Origin of the sequence: Agrococcus sp. SGAir0287 (genome assembly GCF_005484985.1) — a bacterium.
Lineage (GTDB): Bacteria > Actinomycetota > Actinomycetes > Actinomycetales > Microbacteriaceae > Agrococcus.
Genome location: NZ_CP027942.1, coordinates 1957942 through 1976322, shown reverse-complemented (window position 1 = coordinate 1976322; position 18381 = coordinate 1957942). Strand labels below are relative to the sequence as shown.

The 18381-nt window shown below is 72.6% G+C and carries 21 protein-coding genes; 19 read left to right on the top strand and 2 right to left on the bottom strand.

The genetic code is table 11. The features are described 5' to 3' along the window. Positions 1 to 24: 24 nt before the first annotated feature. Positions 25 to 654 (bottom strand): transcriptional repressor LexA, encoded by a 630-nt coding sequence (lexA, locus tag C1N71_RS09405; protein ID WP_137756152.1) that lies wholly within the window; start codon positions 652 to 654, stop codon positions 25 to 27. Positions 655 to 896: 242 nt separating this feature from the next. On the opposite strand from lexA, the gene C1N71_RS09400 reads away from it, so the two are divergent. The 6 genes from C1N71_RS09400 (at position 897) to C1N71_RS09375 (ending at position 5245) form a co-directional block, all read left to right on the top strand. Beyond that, on the top strand, positions 897 to 1226 hold the full coding sequence (locus C1N71_RS09400; RefSeq protein WP_137756151.1) for a LysM peptidoglycan-binding domain-containing protein: 330 nt from the start codon (positions 897 to 899) through the stop codon (positions 1224 to 1226). 95 nt (positions 1227 to 1321) lie between these two features. Beyond that, on the top strand, positions 1322 to 2410 hold the full coding sequence (locus C1N71_RS09395; RefSeq protein ID WP_137756150.1) for a histidinol-phosphate transaminase: 1089 nt from the start codon (positions 1322 to 1324) through the stop codon (positions 2408 to 2410). Positions 2411 to 2420: 10 nt separating this feature from the next. Then, on the top strand, positions 2421 to 3017 hold the full coding sequence (gene hisB, locus C1N71_RS09390; RefSeq protein WP_137756149.1) for an imidazoleglycerol-phosphate dehydratase HisB: 597 nt from the start codon (positions 2421 to 2423) through the stop codon (positions 3015 to 3017). Positions 3018 to 3046: 29 nt separating this feature from the next. Continuing rightward, positions 3047 to 3652, top strand: coding sequence for an imidazole glycerol phosphate synthase subunit HisH (gene hisH / locus C1N71_RS09385; RefSeq protein WP_137757290.1), 606 nt, complete (start codon positions 3047 to 3049; stop codon positions 3650 to 3652). 34 nt (positions 3653 to 3686) lie between these two features. Beyond that, complete coding sequence (gene priA / locus C1N71_RS09380) at positions 3687 to 4436, top strand: bifunctional 1-(5-phosphoribosyl)-5-((5-phosphoribosylamino)methylideneamino)imidazole-4-carboxamide isomerase/phosphoribosylanthranilate isomerase PriA (RefSeq protein ID WP_137756148.1); 750 nt, start codon at positions 3687 to 3689, stop codon at positions 4434 to 4436. Continuing rightward, on the top strand, positions 4433 to 5245 hold the full coding sequence (locus C1N71_RS09375; RefSeq protein ID WP_137756147.1) for an SseB family protein: 813 nt from the start codon (positions 4433 to 4435) through the stop codon (positions 5243 to 5245). The genes priA and C1N71_RS09375 overlap by 4 nt, the downstream gene beginning before the upstream one ends. Before the next feature lie 13 nt (positions 5246 to 5258). Here the strand turns inward: C1N71_RS09375 and C1N71_RS09370 are convergent, their stop codons facing one another. Beyond that, the gene (locus C1N71_RS09370; protein ID WP_137756146.1) at positions 5259 to 5594 is read right to left on the bottom strand and encodes a DUF1844 domain-containing protein; all 336 of its coding nucleotides are present in this window, start codon (positions 5592 to 5594) and stop codon (positions 5259 to 5261) included. 157 nt (positions 5595 to 5751) lie between these two features. Between C1N71_RS09370 and infC the strand changes: the two genes are divergently transcribed. From infC to argJ, 13 genes are all read left to right on the top strand, one after another. Then, positions 5752 to 6921 (top strand): translation initiation factor IF-3, encoded by a 1170-nt coding sequence (infC, locus tag C1N71_RS09365; RefSeq protein WP_254677967.1) that lies wholly within the window; start codon positions 5752 to 5754, stop codon positions 6919 to 6921. Positions 6922 to 6929: 8 nt separating this feature from the next. Beyond that, a complete protein-coding gene (gene rpmI, locus C1N71_RS09360; RefSeq protein ID WP_137756145.1) occupies positions 6930 to 7124 on the top strand; it encodes a 50S ribosomal protein L35 in 195 nt (64 codons plus the stop codon). Between the two features lie 26 nt (positions 7125 to 7150). Beyond that, positions 7151 to 7537, top strand: coding sequence for a 50S ribosomal protein L20 (gene rplT, locus C1N71_RS09355; RefSeq protein WP_137756144.1), 387 nt, complete (start codon positions 7151 to 7153; stop codon positions 7535 to 7537). 8 nt (positions 7538 to 7545) lie between these two features. Continuing rightward, positions 7546 to 8331, top strand: a complete 786-nt coding sequence (locus tag C1N71_RS09350; protein ID WP_137756143.1) for a TrmH family RNA methyltransferase — start codon at positions 7546 to 7548, stop codon at positions 8329 to 8331. 115 nt (positions 8332 to 8446) lie between these two features. Beyond that, positions 8447 to 9184 (top strand): amino acid ABC transporter ATP-binding protein, encoded by a 738-nt coding sequence (locus C1N71_RS09345; protein ID WP_137756142.1) that lies wholly within the window; start codon positions 8447 to 8449, stop codon positions 9182 to 9184. A 29-nt stretch (positions 9185 to 9213) separates the two neighbouring features. Next, positions 9214 to 10110 carry a glutamate ABC transporter substrate-binding protein gene (locus tag C1N71_RS09340; RefSeq protein WP_137756141.1) on the top strand — a complete coding sequence of 299 codons (897 nt, stop codon included), beginning with the start codon at positions 9214 to 9216 and terminating at the stop codon, positions 10108 to 10110. 67 nt (positions 10111 to 10177) lie between these two features. Then, positions 10178 to 10831, top strand: a complete 654-nt coding sequence (locus C1N71_RS09335; protein ID WP_137756140.1) for an amino acid ABC transporter permease — start codon at positions 10178 to 10180, stop codon at positions 10829 to 10831. Continuing rightward, positions 10828 to 11739 (top strand): amino acid ABC transporter permease, encoded by a 912-nt coding sequence (locus C1N71_RS09330; RefSeq protein WP_175414171.1) that lies wholly within the window; start codon positions 10828 to 10830, stop codon positions 11737 to 11739. Before C1N71_RS09335 ends, C1N71_RS09330 begins: the two co-directional genes overlap by 4 nt. Positions 11740 to 11760: 21 nt before the next feature. Continuing rightward, positions 11761 to 12795, top strand: a complete 1035-nt coding sequence (gene pheS / locus C1N71_RS09325) for a phenylalanine--tRNA ligase subunit alpha (RefSeq protein WP_137756139.1) — start codon at positions 11761 to 11763, stop codon at positions 12793 to 12795. Then, the gene (gene pheT, locus C1N71_RS09320) at positions 12795 to 15263 is read left to right on the top strand and encodes a phenylalanine--tRNA ligase subunit beta (protein ID WP_137756138.1); all 2469 of its coding nucleotides are present in this window, start codon (positions 12795 to 12797) and stop codon (positions 15261 to 15263) included. The genes pheS and pheT overlap by 1 nt, the downstream gene beginning before the upstream one ends. Before the next feature lie 235 nt (positions 15264 to 15498). After that, positions 15499 to 16143, top strand: a complete 645-nt coding sequence (locus C1N71_RS09315; RefSeq protein WP_137756137.1) for an SIMPL domain-containing protein — start codon at positions 15499 to 15501, stop codon at positions 16141 to 16143. A gap of 36 nt (positions 16144 to 16179) precedes the next feature. After that, on the top strand, positions 16180 to 17223 hold the full coding sequence (gene argC, locus C1N71_RS09310; RefSeq protein ID WP_137756136.1) for an N-acetyl-gamma-glutamyl-phosphate reductase: 1044 nt from the start codon (positions 16180 to 16182) through the stop codon (positions 17221 to 17223). Continuing rightward, positions 17220 to 18377 carry a bifunctional glutamate N-acetyltransferase/amino-acid acetyltransferase ArgJ gene (gene argJ, locus C1N71_RS09305; protein WP_137756135.1) on the top strand — a complete coding sequence of 386 codons (1158 nt, stop codon included), beginning with the start codon at positions 17220 to 17222 and terminating at the stop codon, positions 18375 to 18377. The genes argC and argJ overlap by 4 nt, the downstream gene beginning before the upstream one ends. Positions 18378 to 18381 lie beyond the last annotated feature (4 nt).

Here is an 18381-nt window from a genome sequence, read left to right as displayed (position 1 = left end):
GACCGGCCTCCTCGCACGTGGGCGTCAGACGGAGCGCAGCACCGCGACGACGCGACCGAGCACGACGGCCTCGTCGCCGAGGATGGGCTCGAACGCCGAGTTGCGCGGCAGCAGCCACGTGTGGCCGTCGCGCTGACGGAACACCTTGACCGTCGCCTCCTCGTCGAGCATCGCCGCGACGATGTCGCCGTTCTCGGCGGTCGACTGCTGCGCAACGACGACCCAGTCGCCGTCGCAGATCGCGGCGTCGATCATCGAGTCGCCGACGACCTTGAGCATGAAGAGGTCCTGGCTCGAGCCGACGAGGGAGCGCGGCAGGGGGAAGATCTCCTCGACCTGCTGCTCGGCGGTGATCGGCACGCCGGCGGCGATGCGGCCGACGAGCGGCACGTAGGCCGTCGGATCCGTGCCCGCCGCGTCCGCCGGGTCGTCGGCCTCGACGAGCACCTCGATGGCGCGCGGCCGCGCCGGGTCGCGGCGGATGGCGCCGGCGAGCTCGAGCTGCCCGAGCTGGTGCGTGACGCTCGAGAGCGAGGAGAGGCCCACGGCGTCGCCGATCTCGCGATAGCTCGGCGGGTAGCCCCGCTGTCGCACGGATTCCTGGATGCAGCGCAGGATCGCCGTCTGCTTCTCGGTCAGCTGCCGCTGTGCCATGGCCCGTCGTCCTCTCGCCGACGACCGTGTCGGTGGTCGCCGATTGACTCTGTCTCGTTCGAAAGCGTATCCGACGGCATGGTCCGAAGGGTACGGGTGTTCGAGCGTGTCGTCCGGGAATCCAGGGCAATCGGGCTCTTGACGAACGGATGATCCGAATGTACGTTCGAATCATGGAACGCGGGTGCGACGCTCCCGGCCGAGCGCCGCACCCGCGATCCGACGCAGACGAGGAGCAGACCATGACCGCGATCGCCACCCAGGCCCCGGCACTGCGCATCACGGCGCGCGGACGACGTGCGCTCGCCATCGTCGTCGCCGCGCCCGTGCTCGCCCTCGGCGGGCTCGGCGTCCTGCAGGCGACGACCGCCATCGCCGGCCAGACGGCCGTCGAGGTGTCGCACGAGACGGTCGTCGTGCAGCCGGGTGAGACGCTCTGGTCGATCGCCGAGGTCGTCGCCCCCGACGTCGACCCGCGCGAGGTCATCGCCGACATCCAGCGCATCAACGGCATCGGCGGCGCGATCCAGCCCGGTCAGGAGCTCGCGATCCCCGCCGAGTACACCCGCTGAGCAGGCCATCGCACGCGCCCCGTCCCGATCCGGGACGGGGCGCGGTCGCGTCAGGGCCGCGCGGTGGCGCATCCTGGCGCGCCTAGGCTGGAGCGGTGACCTCGCTCGACGATCTGCCGCTCCGCGCGGACCTCGTCGGCCGCGTGCCCTACGGGGCGCCGCAGCTCGACGTGCCCGTGCGGCTCAACGTGAACGAGAACGCCTTCCCGATCGCGGATGTCGTCGTCGACGACGTCGTCGCGTCGGTGCGCGACGCGATCGCCGGCGTGCATAGATACCCGGATCGCGAGTTCACCGAGCTGCGCGAGGCCTTCGCCGACTACCTCGGCCACGGGCTCGGGGCCGCGTCGATCTGGGCGGCGAACGGATCCAACGAGGTGCTGCAGCACGTGCTGCAGGCCTTCGGCGGGCCCGGGCGCACCCTGCTGTCGTTCGCGCCGACCTACTCGATGTACCCGCTGCTCGCGCAGGGCGTGGGTGCGGCGTACGTCGCGGAGCCGCGCGCCGCCGACTTCACCCTCGACGCCGCCACCGTCGTCGAGGCCATCGAGCGGCACGATCCCGACCTCGTGTTCCTGTGCGCGCCGAACAACCCCACGGGCACGCCGCTCGGCCTCGACGTCGTCGAGGCGGCATGCGCGGCTGCACGCGGCATCGTGCTCGTCGACGAGGCGTACGCCGAGTTCGCGCACGATCGGTCGCGGACGGCCCTCGCACTGCTGCCGCGCTTCGAGCGCCTCGTCGTCTCGCGCACCATGAGCAAGGCCTTCGCGTTCGCGGGCGTCCGCGTCGGCTACCTCGCCGCCGATCCCGCGGTCGTCGACGCGCTGCGGCTCGTGCGGCTCCCGTATCACCTGTCGGCGCTCACCCAGGCGGCCGCCCTCGCGGCGCTGCGGCACGCGCCGACGATGCTCGCCCGCGTCGACGAGCTGCGCGAGCAGCGCGACCGCATCGTCGGCGAGCTCGCGGGCCTCGGCTTCGAGCCGTACCCGTCGGATGCGAACTTCGTGCTCTTCGGCGGCGTCTCGGATCCGCGCGCGGCGTTCGAGGCGCTGCTCGCCGACGGCGTGCTCGTGCGCGACGTCGGCATCCCGCGCACGCTGCGCGTGACCGCGGGGACGCCGGAGGAGACCGACGCGTTCCTCGCATCCGTGGCGCGTCTGGCGCCCGCCGCACGACCGTAGGATCGAATCCATGCGCACCGCACGCATCGCCCGCACGACGAGCGAGTCCACCATCGAGCTCGAGCTCGACCTCGACGGCACCGGCTCGAGCGAGATCTCGACGACCGTGCCGTTCTACGACCACCTCCTGACGGCGCTGTCGAAGCACTCGCTCATCGACCTGCGCGTGACGGCCTCCGGCGACACGGACATCGACGCGCACCACACGGTCGAGGACACGGCCATCTGCCTGGGGCTCGCGCTGGGCGAGGCGCTCGGCGACAAGTCGGGCATCCGCCGCTACGGCGACGCGACCGTGCCTCTCGACGAGGCGCTCGCGCGCGCCGTCGTCGACCTCTCCGGCCGCCCCTTCCTCGTGCACGCGGGCGAGCCCGCGGGCTTCGAGCTGCACCGGATCGGCGGGCACTTCACGGGATCGCTCGTGCGCCACGTCTTCGAGGCGATCGCGTACAACGCCCGCATGACGCTGCACGTCGACGTGCTCGGCGGCCGCGATCCGCATCACGTCGCCGAGGCGGAGATGAAGGCCTTCGCGCGCGCCCTGCGCGTCGCCGTCGAGCCCGACCCGCGCGTGACCGGCATCCCGTCGACGAAGGGCGCGCTCTGAGCGCCACCGTCGCGTTGCTCGACTACGGCATGGGCAACGTGCACTCGGCCGCGAAGGCCCTCGAGGCCGCCGGGGCGTCGGTGACGCTCACCGCCGATCGCGCCACGATCATGGAGGCCGACGGCCTCGTCGTGCCCGGCGTCGGCTCGATCGCGTCGTGCATGGCGGGCATCGACGCCGTGCGCGGCGGCGAGCTCATCGGCAGGAGGCTCTCGGGGGGTCGCCCCGTGCTGGGCATCTGCGTCGGCATGCAGGTGCTCTTCGAGCGCGGGCTCGAGGGGCGCGACGAGACGGAGGCGCTGGGCGAGTGGCCGGGCACCGTGCGCAGGCTCGAGGCCGACGTGCTGCCCCACATGGGCTGGAACACGGTCGCGACGGGCGAGGGATCGAGGCTCTTCGCGGGCATCGAGGACGAGCGGTTCTACTTCGTCCACTCGTACGCGGCGACCGAGTGGCTCATCGACCCGCATCCGCGCATCGCCAGGCCCATCACGACGTGGGCCGAGCACGGCGAGCGCTTCCTCGCGGCCGTGGAGAACGGCCCGCTGAGCGCGACGCAGTTCCACCCCGAGAAGTCGGGGGAGGCGGGCGTGCGCCTGCTGACCAACTGGGTCGACTCCCTGCGCGACGCGTAGCATCCCCTCGTCGCACGATCGAAGAAAGCGAACCATGACCGACTTCTCGCAGGCTCCTCACCTGACGCTGCTGCCCGCCGTCGACGTCGCCGGCGGCAAGGCCGTGCGCCTGACGCAGGGCAAGGCCGGCACGGAGCAGTCGTTCGGCAGCCCCGTCGACGCGGCGCTCGATTGGGTGCGCCAGGGCGCGGAGTGGATCCACCTCGTCGACCTCGACGCCGCCTTCGGGCGCGGCGAGAACCGCGGCGCCATCAAGAAGGTCATCAAGGCCGTGCGCGGCGACGCGCAGATCGAGCTCTCGGGCGGCATCCGCGACGACCGCTCGCTCGAGGCGGCGCTCGAGACGGGCGCGAAGCGCATCAACCTCGGTACCGCCGCGCTCGAGAACCCGGAGTGGACGGCGCACGTCATCGCCGAGTACGGCGACCAGATCGCCGTCGGCCTCGACGTGCGCGGCACGACGCTCGCCGCCCGCGGCTGGACGCAGGACTCCGGCGACCTCTGGGAGGTGCTGGAGCGCCTCGAGGAGGCCGAGTGCAGCCGCTACGTCGTGACCGACGTGACGAAGGACGGCATGCTGAACGGCCCGAACGTCGACCTGCTGCGGCAGATCGCCGAGCGCACCGACCGGCCGATCGTCGCCTCGGGTGGCGTGTCGAGCCTCGACGACATCGCGGCGCTGCGCCAGCTCGTGCCGATCGGCATCGAGGGCGCGATCGTCGGCAAGGCGCTCTACGCCGGCAACTTCACCCTCAAGGCGGCGCTCGACGTCGCGGGGAAGTGAGCGGCCGGGGCGACTCCGCCGGCAGGCCGTGGGCCGGCCGCTCGTTCCAGCACCACGACACGGCCTACGCCGACGACGACGGCAGCGCGCCGCCGGCGTTCGTGTCCGCCGCGACGGCCCTGGCTGCGGGCGAGGCGACCGTGGACGCCGTCGTCGAGGCGCTGCGCGGCTCGCGGCTGCTCGTGCCGCTCGTCGCGGAGGCCGGCGACACGGCGACGGTCGAGGGGCGCACGATCGACAAGAGCCAGGAGCTGTCGATCGTGGCGGTCGCGGGTCCCGACGGCGCCCCGATCCTGCCGATGACGTCGAGCGCTGAGGCGATGCGCGCGTGGCGCCCGGACGCGAGGCCCGTGCCCGCGTCGATCGAGCGCTGCGCGGCGGCGGCGCTCGAGGACGCCGGACGCATCGTCGTCGACCCGGGATCGTCCACCGAGGTCGTGCTGCGCCGCAGCGCGCTCGTCGCCCTGCTCACGGGCGAGCCGTGGCTGCCGCCGCACGAGCATCCCGTCGTGCAGGCCGAGATCGTCGCGCCGCTCGCGGCCCTCGACGGCATCGAGGCGGTGGCGCTCGCCGACGCGGATCCCACCTCTCGGCTGCGCGGACGGGAGCTCGAGGTGCGGGCCGTCGCGTCGCCCGGCGTCGACCGCGGCGCGGTCCAAGCGGCCTTCGAGCACGCCGTCGCCGGCATCGGCGCGCGGCGCGCCGCGTGGCAGGACGCCGTGACGGACGTCGCGATCGAGGTGGTGTGGCTCGCGCAGCCGACGCGCATCGCGTCCGGCCCGCACGTCGCGGTCTACCGCACGCGCTGAGCGCGGTCGAGCCTCAGACGACGGAGCCGGTGAACCGCTCGCCCGGACCCTTGCCGGGCGCGTCGGGGATCGCGGAGGCCTCGCGGAAGGCGAGCTGCACCGAGCGCAGGCCGTCGCGCAGGGGAGCGGCGTGGATGCTGCCGACCTCGGGCGCTGCGGCCGTGACGAGGCCGGCGAGCGCGTTGATGAGCTTCCGCGCCTCGTCGAGGTCGACCTCGGTCTGCGCGTCGGGCCCGTCGCCGAGGCCCAGCTTCACCGCGGCGGCGCTCAGCAGGTGGATCGCCACCGTGTTGATGAGCTCGACCGCGGGCACCTCTGCGATGTCGCGCGTCAGGTCGTCGTCCTGCACCGATGGGTCCCCTCGTGACGCTGGCCCGTCGTCGCGGGCCTCTGCTATGCTGGCCGTTGGTCTGGGCTCGCCCAGGCTCATGGAAGTGGAGTCTCTCCCACCCGCAGCCGCTCATCCAGGCTACCGGGTCCAGGCGCCCCGCCGGTGACGGCAGCGGGTGCCGAGCCGGGTCGCGTTCGCGACCCGAAGGCTCCTCGTCCGTGCCATCGATTCGAAGCACCAGGAGCATCACATCAGCGATCCCCGCATCAACGAGCGCATCCGCGTCCCCGAAGTCCGCCTCGTCGGCCCCAGTGGCGAGCAGGTCGGCATCGTGAGCGTCGAGGCTGCGCTGCGTCTCGCACGCGAGGCGGATCTCGATCTCGTCGAGGTCGCGCCCGGCTCTCGTCCGCCCGTCGCCAAGATCATGGACTTCGGCAAGTTCAAGTACGAGCAGGCGCAGAAGGCCAAGGAGGCTCGTCGCAACCAGGCGAACACGGTCCTCAAGGAGGTCCGCTTCCGCCTGAAGATCGACGAGCACGACTACGAGACCAAGCGCAAGCGTGCCGAGGGCTTCCTGCAGGATGGCGACAAGGTCAAGGCGATGATCCTGTTCCGCGGTCGCGAGCAGTCGCGTCCCGAGATGGGCGTGCGGCTCCTGCAGCGCTTCGCGGAGGACATCGCCGAGTGGGGCGTCGTCGAGAACCGTCCGACGCAGGACGGCCGCAACATGACGATGATCGTGGGTCCGGTGCGCTCCAAGAGCGACGCGAAGGCTGAGCAGAACGCCGCGCGTCAGGCGCAGCGCGAGGCTGAGCAGGAGAAGCGCCGCCTCGCCGCCGAGGAGCAGGCCGCACGGCAGGCCGCCATCGAGGCGCAGCGTCCCGCTCGCGCCGTCGAGCCGGTGCGCGAGACGCGGGCGGCGCGCCTGGCCAACCAGCAGGCCTCCTCGCGTCCGTCGCGCGGTGGGCGCGACCGCGACCGTGACGACCGTCCGCCGCGTCGCGATCGCGAGGACCGCGCCGAGCGCAGCGAGTCGCGGGAGCCCCGCGAGCCGCGCACGCCGCGTCAGGGCTCCGGCTCCGGCGCGCCGCAGGCGCCGGCGGCGCGTCCGGGAGCCGCGGCCTCGGCCGCCGCGCGCATGCTCGGTGCCAAGCCCGCCTCCGCCCCGTCCGCAGCAGCTGCCAAGCCCGCTGCCGACGCCCCCGCGCCCGAGAAGGCGAGCCCCAAGAAGCCAGCCGCGTCCGCTGCGAAGCCCGCAGCCTCCGCGGCGAAGCCGGCAGCACCCGCTGCCGCCAAGCCCGCGGCCAAGCCGGCAGCCCCTGCCGCCAAGCCCGCATCGAAGTAGGAGCATCCATGCCCAAGCAGAAGACGCACTCCGGTGCGAAGAAGCGCTTCAAGGTCACCGGCAGCGGCAAGATCCGCAAGCAGCAGGCCGGCATGCGCCACAACCTCGAGGTGAAGTCGTCGGTCCAGACGCGCCGCCTCAACAAGGACAAGGTCCTGGCGCCCGCCGACGCCAAGGTCGTCAAGAAGCTGCTCGGTCGCTGAGCGCGTAGGAACGTAGGAGAACAGCAATGGCACGTGTCAAGCGGGCAGTCAACGCCCACAAGAAGCGTCGAGTCATCCTCGAGCGCGCAGAGGGCTACCGCGGTCAGCGGTCGCGCCTCTACCGCAAGGCGAAGGAGCAGGTCACCCACTCCCTCGTCTACGCGTACCGCGACCGTCGCGCGAAGAAGGGCGAGTTCCGTCGCCTGTGGATCCAGCGCATCAACGCCGCGTCGCGCCAGAACGGCCTGACCTACAACCGCCTCATCCAGGGTCTGAACCTGGCGGGCGTCGAGGTCGACCGCCGCATCCTCGCGGACCTCGCGGTCAACGAGCCCGCGACGTTCGCCTCGCTCGTCGAGACGGCGAAGGCGGCGCTGCCCGCCGACACGTCGGCCCCGAAGAGCGCCGCGTAGCGCACCCCATGATCGAGAGCCCACGCCACGAGCGCGTGCGTGCGGCGTCGAGACTCCAGCAGCGAGCAGCCCGGTCGGAGACCGGGCTGTTCCTGTTGGAGGGCCCGAACGCCCTGCGCGAGGCGATCGCCGCCGACGCGATCGTCGAGGCGTTCGCGACGACGGCCTTCGTCGACCGCCACGGCGACCTCGCCGCATCCCTCGGCGACGCCCTCGAGCTCGTAGGGGAGCGCGCCCTCGCCGCGATGAGCGACACCGTGCGCCCGCAGGGGGTCGTCGCAGTGTGCAGGCAGCAGCCCACGACGCTCGAGCGGGCGCTCGAGCGCGCGACGCTCGTCGCGATCCTCCACGAGGTGCAGGATCCGGGGAACCTCGGCACCATCCTCCGCGTGGCGGACGCGGCGGGTGCCGACGCCGTCGTCGTGACGCGCTCGAGCGTCGACCCGTACAACCCGAAGGTCGTGCGCGCGACGACGGGCTCGATCCTCCACATCCCGCACGCGGTGGGCGTCTCGACTGAGGACGCCGTGCTCGCGGCGCACCAGCGCGGCCTGCAGGTGCTCGCGGCCGACGTCTCCGGCGACGAGCTCACCGCGCCCCATGTGCGCGAGCGGCTCGCACGCCCGACCGCGTGGCTGTTCGGCAACGAGGCGCGCGGGCTCGACGTCGCATCCCTCGCCCTCGCCGACCTGCCCGTCCGCGTGCCGATCTACGGGCGCGCCGAGTCGCTGAACCTCGCCACCGCGGCCTCCGTGTGCCTCTACCAGTCGGCGATCGCCCACGCCGACGGCTGATCCCGCACGAGGGGCCATGCGGACGATCGAGGTACCTGGGCCGTCGCCATAACCATTCGGTGACGATCGCTCGTGCGAAACATCGGCGACACACGGGGTTTGCTTGACTGATCCCATGCAGCCTCTGGTCGAGATCGAGCGCGTCGAGAAGCACTACGGCGAGTTCCACGCGCTCAAGGACATCAACCTCACGGTCGACAAGGGCCAGGTCGTCGTCGTCATCGGCCCGTCCGGCTCCGGCAAGTCGACGCTGTGCCGCACGATCAACCGCCTCGAGACGATCACGTCCGGCGACATCCGCATCGACGGCAAGACGCTGCCCAAGGAGGGCAAGGGCCTCGCGACGCTCCGCGCCGACGTCGGCATGGTCTTCCAGTCCTTCAACCTCTTCGCGCACATGACGATCCTCGAGAACGTCACTCTCGGCCCCATCAAGGTGCGCAAGGTCGCGCGCAAGCAGGCCGAGGAGGAGGCGATGGCGCTGCTCGACCGCGTCGGCGTCGCCCACCAGGCGTCGAAGTACCCCGCCCAGCTCTCCGGCGGCCAGCAGCAGCGCGTCGCGATCGCGCGCGCCCTGGCCATGAAGCCCAAGGTCATGCTCTTCGACGAGCCGACCTCGGCGCTCGACCCCGAGATGATCAACGAGGTCCTCGACGTCATGATCGGCCTCGCGAAGGACGGCATGACGATGATCGTCGTCACGCACGAGATGGGCTTCGCCCGCAAGGCCGCCGACCGCGTCGTCTTCATGGCCGACGGCGAGGTGCTCGAGGACCGCACGCCGGAGGAGTTCTTCACGAACCCGCAGACGGATCGTGCGAAGGACTTCCTTTCGAAGCTCATCACCCACTGACCTGCACCACGAAACGCTAAGGAGACGTCATGCGCATGACTCGCACCACGTCCGTGCTCGCCCTCGCGGCGGCCGCGGCCATGCTCGTCGGCTGTGCCTCGGGCACGCCCGACAACCCCGGAGGCTCGGGCGAGGAGGGCGACGCGCCCCTGTTCGAGGTCGCTGAGAACGTCGACCTCGAGGGCTCGCCCACCTACGACGCCATGGTCGAGGCCGGCGGCGTCACGATCGGCGTCAAGGAGGACCAGCCCGGTCTCGGCTACCTCGACCCCGCCACCGGCGAGCGCACGGGCTTCGACGTCGACATCGCGCGCTGGATCGCCGCGTCGCTCGGCTTCTCCGAGGACCAGATCACCTTCGAGTCGATCGCCTCGGCGAACCGCGAGCAGGCGATCGTGAACGGCGACATCGACTACTACGTCGGCACGTACTCGATCACCGACGCCCGCAAGGAGCAGATCGACTTCGCCGGCCCGTACTTCGTGACCGGCCAGGGCCTGCTCGTCGCCGCGGACTCCGACGTGACGAGCATCGACGACCTGCCCGACGGCTCGACGATCTGCTCGGCCACGGGGTCGACGCCGATCCAGAACATCCGCGACAACTACCCGCAGTTCGAGACGACCGAGTTCGACACGTACTCGCAGTGCGTCGAGGCGCTCATCAACGGCCAGGTCGACGCCGTGACCACCGACGAGGCCATCCTCATCGGCTACGCGGCGCAGGACCCCGACAACCTCCAGGTCGTCGGCGAGCCGTTCAGCGAGGAGCGCTACGGCATCGGCCTGCCGCTCGGCGACGACGCGCTGCGCACCTTCATCAACGACCTCCTGGAGGACAACCCCGACACCTGGCAGGCGATCTACGACGCCAACCTCGGTGACTCGGGCGTCGAGGGCACGCAGCCCGAGGTCGACCGCTACTGATCACCCTCGTGCGGCGGCGGGGTGACCCGCCGCCGCACGTCCATCTCGCGAACGAAGGGAGCTCGGCATGCTCGACGCCCTCACCGGCAACCTCGACCTCTGGGGCGAGGCGCTGCTGGGCACCCTCATCCTCTTCTTCGGCGGCGGTGCGATCGCCCTCGTGCTCGGCTTCGTCGTCGGCGCGATGCGCGTCTCGCCCGTGCCGATCGCGCGGGCCGTCGGCACCGTGTACGTCAACACGGTGCGCAACACCCCGCTGACGCTCGTCTTCTTCGTCTTCGCCTTCGCGGTGCCGCCGCTCTTCGGCATCCGCGGCGCCGACTACCTCGTGCTCGCCGTGCTCGCGCTCGGCCTCTACACCGCGACGTACGTCGCCGAGACGCTGCGGTCGGGCATCAACACGGTGCCCGTGGGCCAGGCGGAGGCGGCACGCGCCATCGGCCTGCCGTTCGGCCAGGTCATGACGCTCGTGATCCTGCCGCAGGCGGCGCGCGCGGTCGTGCCGCCGATGATGAGCGTGCTCATCGCGCTGCTCAAGAACACCACGGTCGCCGCCGGCTTCTCCGTGCTCAACCTCGGCTCCATCCGCAGCTACCTCTCCGAGCGCGGCGAGAACGCCCTCGACGTGCTGCTGTGGGTCGCCCTCTTCTTCGTCGCGCTCGTGCTGCTGCTGTCGTGGCTGCAGCAGGCGCTCGAGCGTCGCTGGAAGGTCGCACGATGACCCAGACCTCCGTCCTCTTCGACGTCCCCGGCCCGCGCGCCCGTGCGCGCAACGCCGCGCTCGGCGTCGCGACGATCGTCGTCGTGCTCGGCCTCGTCGGCTTCCTCGTCTACCGCCTCTTCGCGACCGGCCAGTTCGACGCCTCCAAGTGGGAGATCTTCGGCTACCAGGGCATCTGGCAGCGCATCCTCTCCGGCCTCGTGAGCACGCTCGCCGCCTTCGCGCTCGCCGCGATCGGAGCGCTCGCGCTCGGCTTCGTGCTGGCGATCGCGCGCATGTCCGACCACCGAGCGATCCGGGTGCCCGCGGCCGTGATCACCGAGGTGCTGCGCGCGGTGCCCGTGCTCGTGTTCATGCTGCTGCTCTACTACGCGCTGCCCGTCATCGACATCCGCTTCACGCCGTTCCAGGCGGTCGTCATCGCCCTCGTCGCGTACAACGGGTCGGTGCTCGCCGAGGTCATCCGCGCGGGCGTCGAGTCGCTGCCGAACGGCCAGAAGGAGGCCGGCTATGCCATCGGCCTGCGCAAGTCCGGCGTCATGCAGCTCATCCTCCTGCCGCAGGCGATCCGGGCGATGCTGCCCGTCATCATCGCCCAGCTCGTCGTCGCCCTGAAGGACACGGCGCTCGGCTTCATCATCACCTACCAGGAGCTGCTCTACGTGGCTCGGCAGCTCGGCACCGCGGCGACGTACGACCGCCCGATCATCCCCGCGACCATCGTGATCGGCGCCATCTACATCGCGCTCTGCCTCCTGCTGTCGTACATCGCAATCGTCGTGGAGCGCCGCGTGAGCAAGGGCCCGAGGGCGACGCCCCGGCAGAAGGGCGCGGCCGGCGGCGACACGTCGACGACGAAGCTCATCGCCATCCAGGGCCAGCAGCAGGGCGGCGCGCCGACCACATAGCCGCGGATACGATGGACGACTGTGTCCATCCCCGATCTGACGACGAGGCTCGACGCCGCCGTGACGGCCGCGCTCGACGCCATCGCCTCCGCGACGACGGTCGCCGAGCTGCAAGCCGCCAAGACCGCGCACAACGGGCAGGGGAGCGAGCTCGCTGCCCTGAACGGCTCGCTGCGCGACCTCGCCCCCGAGCTGCGGAAGGATGCCGGCGCCGCCATCGGCCAGGCGCGCGGACGCGTCGCGCAGGCGATCGAGGCCCGTCAGGGCGAGCTCGCCGTCGCCGAGGAGCAGGCGCGGCTCGCCGCCGAGACCGTCGACGTCACGGCGCTGCCGACGCACCAGCGTCCCGGCTCGCGGCATCCCCTCACCATGCTCATGGACGAGATGGGCGACATCTTCACCGGCATGGGCTGGGAGGTCGCGGAGGGCCCCGAGCTCGAGCACGAGTGGTACAACTTCGACGCGCTGAACGTCGACCCCGACCACCCGGCGCGCGGCGAGTCCGACACCTTCTACGTCGAGCCGACGTCGAGGCACCTCGTGCTGCGCACGCAGACGAGCCCCGTGCAGGTCCGCTCGCTGCTCACGCGCGACCTGCCCGTCTACGTCGTCGCGCCCGGACGCACGTACCGCACCGACGAGATCGACGCGACGCACCTGCCCGTCTTCACCCAGATCGAGGGCCTCGCCGTCGACGAGGGCATCACGATGGCGCACCTGCGCGGCACGCTCGAGCACCTCGCACGGCAGATGTTCGGCGAGGAGGCGCGCATCCGCCTGCGCCCCAACCACTTCCCGTTCACCGAGCCGAGCGCCGAGATGGACGTCTGGCACCCGGGCATGCGCGGCGGGCCGCGCTGGGTCGAGTGGGGCGGCTGCGGCATGGTGCACCCCAACGTGCTGCGCTCGGCGGGCGTCGACCCCGACCGCTACTCGGGCTTCGCGTTCGGCATGGGCATCGAGCGCACGCTCCAGTTCCGCTACCAGCTCGACGACATGCGCGACATGATCGAGGGCGACGTCCGCTTCTCCGAGCAGTTCGGGATGGTCATCTGATGCGCGCCCCCATGTCCTGGCTCGCCGAGCTCGTCGACGTGCCCGCCGGCACGACGGGCGACGACGTCCACGCGGCGCTCGTGCGCGTCGGCCTCGAGGAGGAGGCGCTGCACGGCGGCGACGTCACGGGTCCGCTCGTCGTCGGTCGCGTGCTGTCGTTCGACGAGGAGCCGCAGAAGAACGGCAAGACGATCCGCTGGGTGCAGGTCGACGTGGGCGAGGAGGAGCCGCGCGGCATCGTCTGCGGCGCCGCGAACTTCCACCCCGACGACCTCGTCGTCGTCTCGCTGCCCGGTGCGGTGCTGCCAGGCGGCTTCGCCATCTCGGCGCGGAAGACCTACGGGCACGTGTCCGACGGCATGATCGCCTCCGAGCGCGAGCTCGGGCTCGGCGACGACCACGACGGCATCCTGCGGCTGAACGCGAAGGGCTACGATGCCGAGCCCGGCGACGACGCGCTCGCGCTGCTCGGCCTCGACGACGTCGCGGTCGAGGTCAACGTCACGCCCGACCGCGGCTACGTGCTCTCGATGCGCGGCATGGCGCGCGAGCTCGCGCTCTCGACGGGCTGGGCGTACCGCGACCCCGCCGCGATCGAGGCGGGCGAGGGCAGCGGCTTCCCCGTGACGGTCGCCGACGACGCGCCCATCCGCGGGATCGTCGGCTGCGGCCGCTTCGTCGCGCGCGCCGTGCGCGGCATCGATGCCACGCGCGCGACGCCGCGATGGATGCAGCAGCGGCTGACGCTCGCGGGCATGCGGCCGATCTCGATCGCCGTGGACGTCACGAACTACGTCATGCTCGAGCTCGGCCAGCCCATCCACGGCTACGACCTCGACCTGCTGCAGGGCGGCATCACCGTGCGGCGCGCGCAGGCGGGAGAGACGCTCGTGACGCTCGACGGCGCGACCCGCACGCTCGACCCCGAGGACCTGCTCATCTGCGACGACATGGGGCCTGTCGGCCTCGCGGGCGTCATGGGCGGCGACCGCACCGAGATGTCGGAGCGCACGACCGACGTGCTCGTCGAGTCCGCGTGGTTCCACGGCGTCTCGGTCGCGCGCACCGCGCGCAGGCACCGCCTGTGGAGCGAGGCGTCGAAGCGCTTCGAGCGCGGCGTCGACCCTGCGCTGCAGGCCGTCGCGGCGCAGCGCGTCGTCGACCTGCTCGTCGAGCTCGCCGGTGGCACCGCGGACCCGCTCGGCGCATCCGTCGGCGACGTGCCCGCGCCGCCGACGATCGCCTTCGCGCCGCAGGACGCCGCGCGCATCACGGGCGCCGACTACACGGATGCGGAGACGCGCGACGCGCTCGTGCGCATCGGCGCGACGGTGCAGGACGCCGACGGCGCGGCCCACGTGTGGCGCGTGACGCCGCCGACCTGGCGGCCCGACCTCACCGAGCGCGTCGACCTCGTCGAGGAGGCCGCCCGCGTCGTCGGCTACGACCGCATCCCGTCGGTGCTGCCCTCGCCGCCCTCGGGCCGCGGGCTCACGCGGCCGCAGCGCCTTCGGCGCAACGTGGCGAACGCGCTCGCGGCGAGCGGGCTCACCGAGGTGCTCGTCGCACCGTTCCAGGCGGAGGCCGACGCGCGTCGGGTCGGCGTCGAGCCCGTGCGACTCGCGAACCCGCTCGACGAGCGGCGCCCCTTCCTGCGCACGTCGCTCGTGCCCGGCCTCGTCGAGACGGCGCAGCGCAACGTGGGCCGCGGGCTCACCGACCTCGCGCTGTTCGAGCTCGGCACCGTCTTCCGCGTCGAGGGCGAGCACGGCACGGATGCGGTGCCGGCCGGCGCCGTGCGCCCGGACGATGCGGTGCTCGCCTCGCTCGACGCGCTGCCCGTGCAGCCGCGCCACGTCGGCGCGCTGCTGCTCGGCGCGCGCATCGCGAAGCAGCCGGGCCAGCAGCGCGAGGCCTTCGGCGTCGCCGACGCGATCGACGTCGCCCGTCGCGTCGCCCGCACGCTCGGCCTCGCGGTCGACGTGCGTCAGGCGCAGCGCGACTGGCTGCACCCGGGCCGCACCGCCGAGGTGCTGCTCGACGGCGCCGTCGTCGGCGTCGCCGGCGAGCTGCTGCCGTCCCTCGCGACCGAGGCCGACCTGCCGCGCCAGGTCGCGATCGTCGAGCTCGACCTCGACGCGCTCGTCGCGTCGGCGCGCACGAGCCTCGACACCGCGGTCATCGGCGCGACGCCCGCGGCGACGCAGGACCTCTCGGTCGTCGTCGACGCCGACGTGCCCGCGGGTGAGGTGCTCGCGGCGGTGCGCGAGGGCGCGGGAGCGCTCCTCGAGCACGTCGCGCTCGTCGACGACTACCGCGGCGCCGACCTCGCCGGCCGGAAGTCGCTGACGTTCGCGCTGCGATTCCGCGACGCGGAGCGCACGCTCACGGCGGCCCAGGCGACGGAGGCGAAGCTCGCGGGCCTCGCCCTCGCGACCGAGCGGACGGGCGCGACGCTGCGCGAGTGACGGCCCGGTCCACCTTCGGTCGCCGCTCGACGGGCGGCCACCGACCGCTCGCGCCGCACTCGTCACGCGCGCCAGGCTGGTCGCAGTCGCACGTCGATCGGTCGGAGGTGCCCTCCGACTGCTCGCGGCTTCCGTCCGACTGGTCGCAGCCCGCGGGCATCTGCGACCAGTCGGGTGCAGCTGCGACCAGTCGCGTCCGGGTGCCCGCACGGATCCCGCGAGTAGCATCCGGGCCATGACCCAGATCACCGTGTCCGGCCTCGGCGTCGAGCGCGCCCCCGCCGAGCGCGCGACCGTCGTCGTGCAGACGCAGCATCGCGCGTCGCATCCCGAGGAGGCGATCCGCGTCGCGTCGCACGCGCACGCCGCGATCGCCGAGCAGGCGCGGGCCTTCGTCGACGGCGGGCAGGCGGAGCGCTGGCACGCCGACCGCGTCTGGGTGAGCCATCACGAGCAGTGGGTCGGCGACGGCAAGCGCCGCGACCTCGTGTTCGACGCCGCAGCGAGCGTGCACGTGACGTTCGTCGACTTCGCCGCCCTGGGCACGTGGATCGGGTCCGTCGCGACGCAGCCCGTGCATCAGGTGGGCGGGATCGAGTGGTCGCTGTCGGACGAGACGCGGCATGCGCTCGGTGCGAGGGCGCGGGCGGAGGCGATCGCGGACGCGCAGCGCAAGGCCGCCGACTTCGCCGCCGCGGCGGGCCTGTCGACGCCCCGCGTCGCGGCCATCCGCGAGGGCGGCGTCGACGAGCCGGCGATGTTCAAGGCGCAGCCGATGGCCGCGACGATGCGCGCCGGTGCCGGCGCCGACACGGCGATCGCCCTCGAGGGCAGCGACATCGAGGTCACGAGCGAGGTCCGCGTCGACTTCCAGGCGTGACGATCGGACACGTCCCGCGCGAGTAGCCTGGAGGGCATGTCTGTCTCCGTCGCCGTGGCGGGTGCGAGCGGCTACGCCGGCGGCGAGCTGCTCCGCCTGCTCGCCCAGCACCCGACGCTCGAGGTCGCGACCGTCACGGCGCACTCGAACGTCGGCCAGCCGCTCCTCGCCGTCCATCCGCACCTGCGATCCCTCGCGGGCCTCTCGTTCGTCGAGACGACGGCGGCGCAGCTGCAGGGCCACGACGTCGTCTTCCTCGCGCTGCCGCACGGGCAGTCGGCCGAGCTCGCCGCGCAGCTCGGCGACGACGTCCTCGTCGTCGACTGCGGTGCGGACCATCGACTCGCGAGCGAGGCGGACTGGCAGGCGTTCTACGGCGACGGCTGGGGCGGCTCCTGGCCGTACGGCATGCCCGAGCTGCCCGTCGGCGACGGGCTGCAGCGCCGCAACCTCCGGGGCGTCCGACGCATCGCCGTGCCCGGCTGCAACGTCACGGCCGTGACCCTCGCGCTCGCGCCCGGCGTGCAGGCGGGACTCGTGGATGCGCGCGACGTCGTCGCGGTGCTCGCGGTGGGTCCGAGCGGCGCCGGCCGCGCCCTCAAGCCGCACCTGCTCGCCTCCGAGCTGCTCGGCAACGCCCAGGCGTACGGCGTCGGCGGCACGCACCGCCACGTCCCCGAGATCGAGCAGAACCTGCGCTCCGCGGGCGCCGACGAGGTGCGCATCTCGTTCACGCCCGTCCTCGTGCCGATGGCGCGCGGCATCCTCGCGACCGTCACCGCGTCGCTCACCGAGGGCACGAGCGTCGACGACGTGCTCTCGGCGTGGCACTCCTCCTACGCCGACGAGCGCTACGTCCACGTGCTGCCGCACGGCGAGACGCCGCGCGTGAGCGACGTCGTCGGGTCCAACGCCGCGGTGATGGGCGTGACGGTCGACGAGCGCGCCGGCCGCGTCGTCGTGGTCTGCGCCATCGACAACCTCGGCAAGGGCACGGCCGGCGCCGCCATCCAGTCGGCGAACATCGCCCTCGGCCTCGACGAGCACCTCGGCCTCACGACCGACGGGCTCGCCCCGTGAGCGTCACGGCCCCGCAGGGCTTCCGCGCGGCCGGCGTCGCCGCCGGCCTGAAGTCCTCCGGCGCGCTCGACGTCGCGCTCGTCGTCAACGACGGCCCGCTCGACGCAGCCGCCGCCGTCTTCACCACGAATCGCGCGAAGGCGAATCCCGTGCTCTGGAGCGAGCAGGCGATCGCGGACGGCCGTGCTCGCGCGGTCGCCCTCAACTCGGGCGGCGCGAACTGCTTCACGGGATCCTTCGGCTTCCAGACGACGCACCGCACGGCCGAGCGGGTCGCCGACCTGCTCGCCATCGACGCGCAGGACGTCGTCGTCTGCTCGACGGGCCTCATCGGCGTCGGCGACGAGACGTTCCGCGCCGGCGTGCTGCAGGGCATGACGGATGCGGCGGCGGCGCTCGCGGCCGACGGCGGCGACGCGGCGGCGCACGCGATCATGACGACCGACTCCGTCGCGAAGCAGGTGCACGTCGAGCGCGACGGCTGGAGCGTCGGCGGCATGGCGAAGGGCGCCGGGATGCTCGCGCCCGGCCTCGCGACGATGCTCGTCGTCCTCACGACCGACGCCGTCGCCGACGCCGCGATGCTCGACGCCGCCCTGCGCGCCGCGACGCGCGTCACGTTCGACCGGCTCGACTCCGACGGCTGCATGTCGACGAACGACACCGTCGTGCTGCTCGCGTCCGGCGCATCCGGCGTCGCCCCGACGGCCGAGGACCTCGCCGCGGCGGTCACCGCCGCGAGCGACGACCTCGCCGCGCGACTGCAGGCGGATGCCGAGGGCGCGAGCCACGACATCGCCATCGAGGTCGTCGGTGCGGCGAGCGAGGACGACGCGGTCGTCGTGGGTCGCTCCATCGCGCGCAACAACCTCTTCAAGGCTGCGATCTTCGGCAACGATCCGAATTGGGGGCGCGTGCTCGCGGCGATCGGCACGACCGACGCCGCCTTCGATCCCTACGACGTCGACGTCTCCTTCAACGGCGTGCGCGTGTGCCACGCCGGCGGCCCGGATCGACCGCGCGAGGAGGTCGACCTGGCTCCGCGTGCGACGCGCATCCTCGTGGACCTGCGCGTCGGCGACGCGTCCGCGACGATCCGAACGAACGACCTCACGCACGACTACGTGCACGAGAACTCCGCCTACGCGAGCTGAGCCG